Below are 10625 nucleotides of genomic sequence, written 5' to 3'. Positions count from 1 at the left end.
CTGGGACGAGCGCGACACCGCCACCCTCCGCGACAACCGCGGCAACGTCATCGACACCGAGTCCTGGGGCCGCCGCGGACACCACCACCACCGCTGACCCACCCCGGCAGCCACACCCACACGGACCATGAGCTGCCGCCAGCTGAACCCAACGGCATGCCACGGCAAACCAGCCGCGGCACGCCACACCCATGCAGACCACCACCCAACCACCGCACACGACCCGCGCATCCGGCGGCCCAGGCCACGGGCTCTGACCGGCGACAAGATCGTTTCCATCTCCCATTGGCTGCGTGACACACGCGCATGCTCAACCCCTGCCCCGCACCATTCGCAGGATCTCTCCTGCCTCCAGGGCCACGTACAGCGCGCCGTCCGGTCCGAAGGCCAGACCATGGGGTTCGCAGCCGGGGTCGGGGAGCGGATGTTCCTCCAGGTGGCCCGCAGGGGTGAGCGAGCCGATCCGGCCGGTCGCCCACTCGGTGAACCACACAGAGCCGTCAGGTGCGGCGGTGATCGCATGGGGGCGGCAGGAGGGGTCGGGGAGCGGATACTCGGTGAGCTCCCCGACCGTCGTGATCCGCCCGATCCGGCCCGCTCCGATCTCGGTGAACCACAGGGCCCCGTCGGTACCGGCCGCGATCCCCACGGGAGCGGCCCCGGGAGCGGGCAGGTGATGGAGGGTCACTTCGCCGACGGGCGTGATCCGGCCAATGGCGTGAGCTTGGTTGAGGGTGAACCAAAGAGCTCCGTCACCGCCTGCCGCGATCATGGAGGGGAAAGCTCCTTCGAGGCCGGGCAGCGGGAACTCCACCACCGCTCCCCCGGTCTCGATGCGGCCGATCCGATCGGTGTGCAGCTGGGTGAACCAGAGCGCGCCGTCCGGGCCGGCCGCGATGCCGTACGGGCCGGCGTCCTGTACGGGCAACGGGTACGAACGGGCTTGTCCGTCCCTGTCGATCCGGCCGATCCGGCCGTCCCGCATCCGGGTGAACCAGAGCGCGCCGTCGGGGCCCGCGGTGATGAGGCCGGGCCCGCAGGAGTCCGAGTCCAACGGGAACTCGTCGAGCCGGCCCTCGGGAGTGAGGCGGGCGATCCGGCCCGCGTGCACGAGGGTGCACCACATCGAGCCGTCAGCGTCGGCGGTGAGGGCGTACGGGCCCGAGGCCGGGTCGGAGACGGAGAAGGAGCGGTCTGCGGTGAGGGTGTGGGGCATGCGGGATCCTCTCGTCGCGGGTGGCAAGGGTGGGGCAGGGGCAGCGCGGGGCCCGGTCAGGCGACGTGGGCGGTGCCCGCCGGCCGCACGGAACTCTCCTCGTCGGCAGCGGCTGTGGTGGTCGTGGCTGCCACGAGGTCGAGTCGTTCGCCCTGCCAGCGGGAACGCACCATGCGGTCGTGGCTGACGACGACCACGGCGCCTGGGAACCCCGCGAGGGCCGCCTCCAGCTCCTCCGACAGGGCGAGGGAGAGGTGGTTCGTCGGCTCGTCAAGGAGCAGTACGTCGTACGGCTCGGACACCAGGCGCGCCAGGGCGAGCCGCTGCCGCTGTCCGCAGGACAAGCTCCCGACGGGGATGCCGAGCCGGTCACGGTGGAACAGTCCGAGCGCCAGCAGCTGTTCGGCGTGTTCCTCGGGGTGTCCGGCACGCCCCTGCCCATAGGCCTCGAGAACGGTCCGCCCGTCCGGGTCCGGGTCCGGCAGCTGCCTCAGCAGGCCGATCCGACCACGGCGTACGACACGTCCTCGCGGAGGTTCGGACGTTCCGGCCAGCAGGTTCAGCAGGGTGCTCTTCCCGGCGCCGTTCGCTCCGCCGACCAGCAGGCGGTCGCCCGGCCCGAGGGTCAGGCTCGTGGGGGCCAGGCGTCCCGGAACCTCGACGAATTGCGCCGCCACGAGTGTTCCACGCGCCCCGCCGCCCCTCGGGACGGCGGTGAAGCACAGCGGCTTCGGCGGCTGCTCCACCGGATGCGCCAGCAGCCGGCCCAGCCGCTCCTCGGCCTGGCGCACCCGGCTCGCCAGGGACTGCTGAACCCGGCCGGCGGCCCGGTCGTAGGCCATCTTGTTGCCGTCCTTGCGAGCCCGTCCGGGCGCCACCCTCCGCGCGCTGCCGACAGCGGCGTCGCGCAGCCGGGCGACCTCGGCGCTCCAGGCCGCGCGGGCCTGGACCCTGCGCTCGCGTGCGGCGGCCTGGTCGGCGAGGTAGCCGGCGTAGCCGTTCCCATAGCGCACGACGCTGTGGGTGTCGGCGTCGACCTCCAGCAGGGAAGTGGCGACGCGGTCGAGGAAGACGCGGTCGTGGGACACCGCCACCGTGACTCCGCGGCGGGCACGCAGGTGCTCCTCCAGCCAGGTCAGGGCGGAGTCGTCCAGGTGATTGGTCGGTTCGTCGAGCAGCAGCACATCGGGCTCGGCGGCCAGCAACGTCGCGAGGCGCAACCGGACCTGCCCACCGCCGGAAAGCGCGCCGACCGGGCTGTCGCGGTGCAGCCGCAGCAGGCCCAGGCCGTGCAGGGCGCGCTCGATGCGCGCGTCGGCCTCGTAGCCGCCGCGGAGTTCGTAGCCGGTCAGCAGGTCGGCGTATGCGGCGAGCACGGAGGTGTCCCCGTCCGCCATCCGCCGTTCCAGCCGACGCAGGCCGGCTTCCATGGTGCGCAGTTCACCGAGGGCCCGGTCGATGACCTGTTGAACGGTCAGGTGCGCGGGCAGCCGTTCCTCCTGGGCGAGGTAGCCGACCGGGCTGCGGGAACGGATGAAGACCTTTCCCCGGTCAGGGCGTTCGGCTCCGGCGAGGAGGCGGAGCAGGGTGGACTTGCCGGATCCGTTCTCGCCGACGATCCCGAGGCGGTCTCCCGTCGCGACGGAGCAGCTGACGGTGTCGAGGACGAGGCGGCCGTCGTAGGTCTTGGTGACGTCAAGCGCGGTGAGCTGTGCAGAGGTGTCGGTCGCGGTCATGGGCGGACTCCGGGAGGTGAACGGCACGGGCGGGGGCGGAAACGGGGTGGCGGCCGGCGGGCCGGGTGCGGCAGATGATCACCGAAACTCCTTAAAGCGACGACTGTTGCGTTAAGATGGTGGCATGTCATCCCCCACAGACGCAAGCGATCTTTCCGATCCCGGTCCGGAGGCCTGTCCCGATCCCGGTCCGGAGGCCGCCGCCCGGCGCCGGACGGGCGGCCGCAGCACCCGGATCCGCGCACAGGTCCTCGAGGCGGTCGGCGGACTCCTCGTGGAAGCCGGATACGACGCGTTGACTGTGGACGCCGTCGCCGAACGGGCCGGCGTCCACCGCACCACCGTGTACCGGCGTTGGCGCGACATCGGCGGACTACTGGCCGACGTCCTCGAGGCGGCCGCCGACGACACCTGGCGCCCGGCCGACACCGGTTCCCTGCAGGACGACCTCACCGCGCTCAACCAGGAGGTCTTCGACGCCCTGCAGCCGGACGAGTCCGGCGCGGGCGCGAGCCTCACCACCGCTCTGATCGCCGCGTCCTTCCGCTCGCCGGAGGCCGCGCGCGCCCTGACCCTCTTCTGGGAGGACCGCTACGCCCGGTCGGCGGTGGTCGCCGACCGGGCCGTGGACCGGGGCGAAATCCCGCCCGGCCTGAACACCCGCGCGCTGCTCGTCACGGCCACGGCGCCGCTCTACCAGGAACTACTCCTCCTGCGGGGCGCACCGGACGCAGAGCTGCCCCGCCGCGCAGCGCGGGCCGCGTGCGCGGCAGCCAAGGCAGGAGTGTTCCACTGACCTGCCCACGGCGAACTGGCGGTTCAGCGCGGCATCGGAAGCACATGCGCCCCCGGCCTCGTTCACTGCCTGCGGAAAGAAAGACAGGAGGCAGACCTCAGTCGCGACCGTAGTCGAGAACTCCGACGTGAACCGCCCACCGCCACGCCCCATACCTGCACGGGCGACAACAGACCTTCAGGAAGGCCCGGCTTCGCCGGGCCTTAGCCGGCCCTTTCGTGCCGGAGTCCTGCGCTTCGCTCCGGACGGATTTCGGGTTCCGCTGCGCTCCACCCGAACGGCCCGCTCCGCGAGCCTGGGTGACCCCGTTTCACGGAGCCCGACCTTCGGGCCTGTTGGGCGGGTCCGATGCGCTCCCCCGCCCTGGTCCTTGCGGCTCAGCCTCCAGTCCTTAAAGGCCCGCTCCGCGGGCCCGGCCAGCAGCAGTGTCAGTGGTGGCGGCCGGGTCCCGGGTAACGGGGCCGGTTCCGAAGCATCCAGCACTGGAGACTCAACGGCACTCCTCCCGGTCTGCGCGGGGGTGGTTACGGCTCAACCGGCGCCGGGGAGAAAGGGCCTCTCGCAAGCTTGCCAGCCCGGCCCCGTCCCACGGATCCCACACACCCAGGTCTACACGTGGTGCTGGGCAGCCGAGCTCTCTTCGCCGGGCCCAAGGCAGTAGGGGCCTTCTCGGAACATGCAGTCGGGATCGCTGACGCCAACCCGCACTGGCCAGTGACACTCACCCGCACCTCACAGTGGGGCGGAGCCGTGCTCATTCCGGTGCGGGGGTTCGGAGGTCACTGTGTCCAGGTGTTCCAGCGTGCGTGGGGCGGCTCGCACTGCCCTGACTCGATTGCCTGCTGATACGCCTGATTCGGGCTCAACGACTCCCCGGGAGGACCAGTGGAGAAGAAAACACAGTCCGAGTAGACCGGCTGTAGCCCATACCAGCAGGTGGTTATCAGGAGAATCAGTGCGAGCGAGGCAAGGGGGTGCTTCCACGTGGGAGGACCTGAGAGAGGACGGATCACGCCGGAATCGTAACGAGGGTTCCGGACTACTGGTCCGGCCTGGTCCAGAACTGACGCGGCGCGAACCCCTCGCGCCGCAGCCAGTGCTCGGTATGGACGATCCGCTCCGCCTCGACCACGACGAGAGGCCCGGACGGAGGCTCGTCGAGAGAGCGCGACCGCTCGACATGGTCGGACTGCCAGCGGAACGCCGGCCAGTAGTGCTCGAAAGCGGGGTCTTCGTTGTCGACGGGCCGACGACCGGTGAAACTGCACAGTGCTCAACCAACCTGCGCCATCCAGGTCAGGAGCGCGACCACTGCTCAGTTCCACTGACCGACGACACGGGCCCCCGCAGCGCACAGACCGCGCCGCTTCAACACCATTGCGCGGTGGCGTGGAGGGTGCCGAGGAGGGTGAGGGCCTGGGCGCTGGGGGTGGCGGGTTCGGCCTGGTAGACGACGAGTTGCTGGCCCGGTGCCTCGCGAACGTCGAAGGCCTGGTAGGTGAGGGTCAGGGGGCCGACGTCCGGGTGGAGGCAGTGTTTGACGTCCGAGGTCTTGCCCCGCACGGCGTGGGTATTCCACAGGCGGGTGAAGTCCGCGCTGTGCTCGGTGAGGTCGCGGACGAGGCTCCGTAGGCGCGGGTTGTCGGGATCGAGGCCGGCCGCCTGGCGCAGGTGGCCCACGACGGCTCGCGCCGTGTGGACCCACCGGGTGTGGAACCGCCGTCCCGCCGGGTCGAGGAAGACCATGCGGGCGAGGTTGTCCGCCGGGTCGAAGGGCGAGTACAGGGCTTCGGCGAGGGCGTTTGCCGCGAGGACGTCCAGGGCCCGGTTGATGACGAACGCCGGGGCGCCCGGGTAGCCGTCCAGCAGTCGGCGCAGGGCGGGACCGATCTGGTCCGGGGCGGTGGGCGTGAGCGGGACGGCCGGTGCCGTCCCGGCCAGTTGGTGCAGGTGTGCGTAGGCGTCAGGGTCCAGGCGCAGGGCGCGGCCGAGGGCGTCGAGCACCTGGGCCGAGGGGTGGCGTTCGCGTCCCTGTTCCAGGCGCGTGTAGTAGTCCGCGTTCACGCCGGCCAGGACCGCGACCTCTTCCCGGCGCAGTCCGGTGACCCTGCGCACGCCGTGGCCGGGCATGCCGACGTCCTGGGGGCGCAGGCCCGCTCGGCGGGCGCGGAGGAATTCTCCCAGCTGGTTGTCGGGCATGCCGTGAGGCTAGGCGATGGCGACGGGGTGCTGCCTGGGTGCGGTGCACCCAGGCAGCACCCGTCCTGGTCGGTGCGCCGCGGCCTGCCCAGACTCGGTGGTGCGAGCGGGGCGAACTCTCCTGACCCCGCCGCCTTTTGGCCGAGAGGAACAACAGGAATGACAGACGCAGCCAAGGTCGTGGCGATCACCGGAGCGAGCAGCGGCATCGGGAAGGCGACCGCCCTCCGGCTCGCCGCCGACGGCCACCACGTGTTCCTCGGCGCGCGCCGCACCGACCGTCTCGGCGCGCTGACCCGCGAGATCACCGCCGTCGGCGGTACCGCGGCGTTCCGTCGGCTGGACGTCACGGACGCCGCCGACGTGAACGCCTTCGTGTCCGCCGCCCGCGAGCGCTACGGCCGGGTGGACGTGGTGGTCAACAACGCGGGCGTGATGCCGCTCTCGCCGCTGGAGGCACTGAGGGTCGACGAGTGGGACCGGACGATCGACGTGAACGTGCGGGGTGTCCTGTACGGGATCGCCGCCGCCCTGCCCGCGATGCGCGCCCAGGGCGGCGGGCACTTCGTGAACATCGCCTCCGTCGGCGCGTACGAGGTCTCTCCGACGGCCGCCGTCTACTGCGCCGGCAAGTTCGCCGTCCGCGCGATCTCCGAGGGACTGCGCCAGGAGTCCCCGGACGGCAGCATCCGCGTCACGCTCGTCTCCCCGGGCGTGACCGAGTCCGAACTCGCCGACGGGATCGGCGACCCCGCTGCCAGGGAGGCCATGAAGACCTACCGTGCCGTGGCGCTGCCCGCCTCCGCCATCGCCGAGGCCATCGCGTACGCCGTTTCCCAGCCGGCGGGGGTGGACGTCAACGAGATCGTGGTCCGGCCCGCCGCGAGTGCCCAATGACCCACCACCCGTTCGCGAAAGGTCACGACATGACCCATATGCCCTGCACCGCCGACGCCAACGACGGTCTGTCCCGCAGATTGCGGGTCCTGGAGGACAAGGAAGCGTTGCGCGCACTCATGATCCGCGGGTGGCGGGCGCTGGACCGCAAGGACTGGCGAGCCTGGTCCGGCTGCTGGGCCGAGGACGCGGTGCTGGAGTTCGGCCCGTGGGGGACGATCCGCGGGAGGGAGGCGATCAGGGCCAGGGTGGAGGAGGCGGAAGCCCGCTATCCGACCATGCAGCACCACATCCTCAACACGCACTTCGAGGTGGCGGGCGGCGACCGGGCCACCGGAATCGGCTACATGTGGTTCGTGACCGATCCCGCGCCCGGGACGGCCGCCTCCCCCTATGCCATGGGCGGGCCGTACGACTGGGAGTTCCGCCGGGAGGGGAGGGGCTGGGTCCTGGTCCGCCAGAGACTGGGCGTCTGGTGGACCGAGGGCGAGGACCCTCCGGGGTCCGTCTTCGGAGACCATTCGGGTGGTGGATCAGGGTGGGGTCATACGCAGCCATGAACCCGACCGCGGGGTCGTGCGGCGCCGCGGCCGCCAGGGGTGGCGGTCGGGCCGGCCGGCATCGGGACCGGCACACCGGTCCCGATGTTCAGTCGCCGGGGGTGTCGAGCGGCCGCAGGAAGCGACGCTCGTACCGCTTGATGCAGCGGGTTTCGCGCGCCAGGTCTATGGCCGCCCGGCACTCAGGGTCGGACATGCTGTCCGTGCGGTACTGCTCATAGGCGGCGAAGCCGGGGAAGGAGAAGAGGGCGTACGCGATGTCGCTGTCGCCCTCGCTGGGCAGGAAGTAACCGTGGTGGGTGCCGCCGAACCTGTTGACCAGCCTGACCCAACGGCGCCCGTACTCCTCGAAGTCTTCGAGCTTGTCGACGTCGATCTCGTACTTCAGATGAATGGTGATCACCCCCCCATCATGCCGGGTGACCGCTCCGGCTTCCGGCCGAGGCCCGGCCTGGCCAGGAAGGGGGTTGATGTACCAGCACCAGCCATGGAGGCGGACTCGCCGCGCTCGTCGGGGGCGATGCCGATGCGGGCCTCCAGCGGCTCGTCGAGAACGTCGAGGTCACGCAAGTCGGCGTGGAATGGGCGTAACACCGCCCGGGTGCGGTCGTTGAGCCTGGAGGTCAGCGAAGTGCACAGAAAGGCCCCGGGGCGTCGTGGTCCCGGGGTCTTGTGCTGTCGCCGGCGCGGCTGACAGGGAGCGGAGCTCAGGGGGCACTACGGGATCGGGGGCCCGTCGTCAGAGGCGATCGACGAGCCTGCTCGCGCCCGGCGGCAGCGACCGCTGAGCCGGTTGCCTGGTCCTTCTCGGTGGCGACGGCGGAGGCGGAGAGGAGCGTCGCGCCGGCGAGGCTGCCCCAGAGGGCGGCCGGGCCGTGGGGTGCGAGAGCGGTGATGACCGCCGGGGAGACGGCGAGGCCGAAGCCCGTGGAGAGCTCGAAGCGGGCGAGGGCGCGTCCCAGGACATGGGCCGGGGCGAGGGCGGTGACGAGCGCGGTGGCGCTGCCGGCGTAGATGATCTCGCCGATCGTGCAGACCACGGACACCGTGGCGACGGCCGGGGCACCCCAGCCGTGTCCCAGTGAGGTGGCCGCGAGGAAGCCGAGATAGGACGCGGCGAGTACCACGCCGGCGAGAGCCAGCACGGTCCGCCGGGAGAAGCGGGACATCAGGACGGTGACCGGAACCTGCAGGGTGACCACCAGCACCGTGTTGGCCACGAAGATGGCTGCCGACCACACCGGGGATGCGTGCAACTGTGTCACCAGGACCAGGGGGAGCGCGATTTCGGGGACGTTGAGGCAGAAGACGTAGACCACGTTGGCGGCCAGCAGCGCGCGCATCCGGGGCGCGGGTCCGTCGTTCCCGTCCTCGGCCTGGGTAGCGGCCGGATGCGCGTGCAGATGGACCGACCACGCCAGGGCCGCCGCAGCGAGATAGGCGAGCCCGGTGACGGCTGCCAGCGCCTGCAATGCGGTGGTGCCGCCCGCCAGGCACGCGGTGGCGATGAGCGCGCCCGCGCCCAGGCCGGCGTTGCGCAGGGCGCGGCCTCCCGCGAGAGCGGTGTCGCGTTCCCGGCCGTGGGCGACCGTGGCCACGAGAGCCGCGTGGGCGGCCGGCCATGCCTGGTTGCCGATGCCGAGGAAGAGCGCCGCCGTCGCGAACAGCCAGACGTGGCCCGCCGGGGTGGCCAGCAGCAGCGCCACGCCCAGCACCCGTACCAGCATCGACGCTGCCACGACCGAGCTGCGTGCTCCCCGGTCCAGCCATCGGCCCACCGCGGGCATGCACACCAGACCCACGACGACGCCGGCCGTCATGGCGATACCGGTGGCCGGCGCGGACAGCCTCAGCACCGTCACCCCGTAGAGCAGCAGAAAGGGCCGCAGCAGGCCGGTGCCGAGCGCGTCCACGACCAGGGCGACGGCATAGCGGGGGCCTCCGGAGGCACGGACGAGGGCGCGGGGCCGGATCTTGGTGGTGGTTGCCATGGCGTCAACGGTGCGTTCGGCCGCCGGGACGACGGCATCGGTTGACGGTGTCCGTCAACCGATGCCGTCGCCCGCCGTCCGGTCGGGGATGCTGAGGGGGTGACGTTGAGGATCGACATCAGCGGCCTGCCGGCCGAGCGACTGCGGTTCGCCGCCTCCCCGCTGGCCGAGCTGACCGCGATGCTGCACGTGCTGGCCGAACCCGGGCATCATCCGCCGCTCGCCGGGTGGGCCGGGGACGTCTGGGCCGGGCTGCGGCCGGGGCTGGCCGAGCGGCTCAGGGAGGCGGAGTTCCTCTGGCGTTCCTCACAAGCCGACTTCCTGATCCCCGCCCGACCCCGGCCGACCCTTGCCGAGGAGTTGGACGACGTGGACCGGATCGACGACGAAACGTACGTGACCGCCGCGCTCGTCGCCACGTGCGGCAACCGGGTCCACTTGGCAGCGCCGTCGCCGCTCACCGACGCGACCGCGCGCGAGCGGGCCCTGGACCTGGCCCAGGCCCGCGGCGCGCGGCAGGAGGCCTTCGCGGAACGGCTGCTGGCGGACCCGGCCGCTGTGCGGGCGCGGGTGCGCCACACCCTCGAACAGTGCGCCGAGGCCTTCTTCGACGCCGCCTGGGCGGGCGCCGCCGTGCGGCTCGCCACCGACCTGCGCCTGAAGAACGACCTGCTGAAGCGCCAGGGCATCGGGGCGGCACTCGCATCGGTCTCCGGCGCAGTCGGCCTGGCACCGGACGGCGACTGCATCATCGTGGACAAGCTGCTGGACAAGGCGACCGCCGCCCACGGCACCGGGGTCACCTTCATCCCCAGTGTCTTCGGCAGTCCGCACCTGGCGGTGGTCCACGCGCCGGGGTGGCAGCCGGTGGTGCAGTACCCCGTGGCCGAGCCGAGTCCATCAGAGCCGGTATCGCTGGAAGCGGTCACCCTACGGCTGGAGGCACTCGCACATCCGGTACGGCTGCGGCTGCTGCGCACCCTGGCCCGCGGCCCGCACACCACCGGTGAGCTGGCCCACGCCTGGGAACTCTCGCCCCCGGAGGTTTCCCGCCACCTCGCCGTCCTGCGCCGCGCGGGCCTGCTCACGGCCCGGCGGCACGGTCGCTACGTCCGTCACACCCTCAATCTGCCCGATCTGACGGCGCTGGGCGCCGACCTGCTGGCGGCCGTACTGCGCTGAGCGGCTTCGGTCCGCCGGCGGGCTGATGCCGTCGAGCACCGTGATGTC

Annotated in this window: 10 protein-coding genes and 1 pseudogene; 4 read left to right on the top strand and 7 right to left on the bottom strand. The window is 71.8% G+C overall.

Annotated elements, in window-relative coordinates; genetic code table 11:
* Window positions 1–310: 310 nt before the first annotated feature.
* Both ACGFYQ_RS31580 and ACGFYQ_RS31575 read right to left on the bottom strand, forming a co-directional pair.
* A complete protein-coding gene (locus ACGFYQ_RS31580; protein ID WP_393749594.1) occupies window positions 311–1216 on the bottom strand; it encodes a virginiamycin B lyase in 906 nt (301 codons plus the stop codon).
* 56 nt (window positions 1217–1272) lie between these two features.
* Window positions 1273–2952 carry an ABC-F family ATP-binding cassette domain-containing protein gene (locus ACGFYQ_RS31575; RefSeq protein ID WP_393749593.1) on the bottom strand — a complete coding sequence of 560 codons (1680 nt, stop codon included), beginning with the start codon at window positions 2950–2952 and terminating at the stop codon, window positions 1273–1275.
* A 124-nt stretch (window positions 2953–3076) separates the two neighbouring features.
* Between ACGFYQ_RS31575 and ACGFYQ_RS31570 the strand changes: the two genes are divergently transcribed.
* Window positions 3077–3748, top strand: coding sequence for a TetR/AcrR family transcriptional regulator (locus ACGFYQ_RS31570; protein WP_393749592.1), 672 nt, complete (start codon window positions 3077–3079; stop codon window positions 3746–3748).
* Between the two features lie 1039 nt (window positions 3749–4787).
* Here the strand turns inward: ACGFYQ_RS31570 and ACGFYQ_RS31565 are convergent.
* Together ACGFYQ_RS31565 and ACGFYQ_RS31560 are read right to left on the bottom strand one after the other, a co-directional pair.
* Window positions 4788–4979, bottom strand: a pseudogene (locus ACGFYQ_RS31565) (pyridoxamine 5'-phosphate oxidase family protein); the annotation flags it as partial.
* A gap of 137 nt (window positions 4980–5116) precedes the next feature.
* Window positions 5117–5947, bottom strand: a complete 831-nt coding sequence (locus ACGFYQ_RS31560; RefSeq protein WP_393749591.1) for a helix-turn-helix transcriptional regulator — start codon at window positions 5945–5947, stop codon at window positions 5117–5119.
* A gap of 159 nt (window positions 5948–6106) precedes the next feature.
* Here ACGFYQ_RS31560 and ACGFYQ_RS31555 point away from each other — a divergent pair, with 159 nt between their 5' ends.
* A complete protein-coding gene (locus ACGFYQ_RS31555; RefSeq protein WP_393749590.1) occupies window positions 6107–6844 on the top strand; it encodes an SDR family oxidoreductase in 738 nt (245 codons plus the stop codon).
* A gap of 29 nt (window positions 6845–6873) precedes the next feature.
* Window positions 6874–7404, top strand: coding sequence for a nuclear transport factor 2 family protein (locus tag ACGFYQ_RS31550; RefSeq protein WP_393749589.1), 531 nt, complete (start codon window positions 6874–6876; stop codon window positions 7402–7404).
* A gap of 88 nt (window positions 7405–7492) precedes the next feature.
* On the opposite strand, the gene ACGFYQ_RS31545 is transcribed toward ACGFYQ_RS31550, so the two are convergent.
* The 3 genes from ACGFYQ_RS31545 to ACGFYQ_RS31535 form a co-directional block, all read right to left on the bottom strand.
* Complete coding sequence (locus tag ACGFYQ_RS31545; RefSeq protein ID WP_393749588.1) at window positions 7493–7807, bottom strand: NIPSNAP family protein; 315 nt, start codon at window positions 7805–7807, stop codon at window positions 7493–7495.
* Window positions 7804–7974 carry a hypothetical protein gene (locus tag ACGFYQ_RS31540; protein WP_393749587.1) on the bottom strand — a complete coding sequence of 57 codons (171 nt, stop codon included), beginning with the start codon at window positions 7972–7974 and terminating at the stop codon, window positions 7804–7806. The genes ACGFYQ_RS31545 and ACGFYQ_RS31540 overlap by 4 nt, the downstream gene beginning before the upstream one ends.
* A 137-nt stretch (window positions 7975–8111) precedes the next feature.
* Window positions 8112–9395: an MFS transporter gene (locus ACGFYQ_RS31535; protein ID WP_393749586.1), complete on the bottom strand. Its 1284-nt coding sequence runs from the start codon at window positions 9393–9395 to the stop codon at window positions 8112–8114.
* Between the two features lie 99 nt (window positions 9396–9494).
* Between ACGFYQ_RS31535 and ACGFYQ_RS31530 the strand changes: the two genes are divergently transcribed.
* On the top strand, window positions 9495–10577 hold the full coding sequence (locus ACGFYQ_RS31530) for a DUF5937 family protein (protein WP_393749585.1): 1083 nt from the start codon (window positions 9495–9497) through the stop codon (window positions 10575–10577).
* The last annotated feature ends 48 nt before the right edge of the window (window positions 10578–10625 follow it).

This window comes from Streptomyces sp. NPDC048258 (genome assembly GCF_043201995.1).
Classification (GTDB): Bacteria; Actinomycetota; Actinomycetes; order Streptomycetales; family Streptomycetaceae; genus Streptomyces.
The sequence above is the reverse complement of the archived record's forward strand: the minus strand, read 5'-3'. Positions and strand labels throughout refer to the sequence as shown.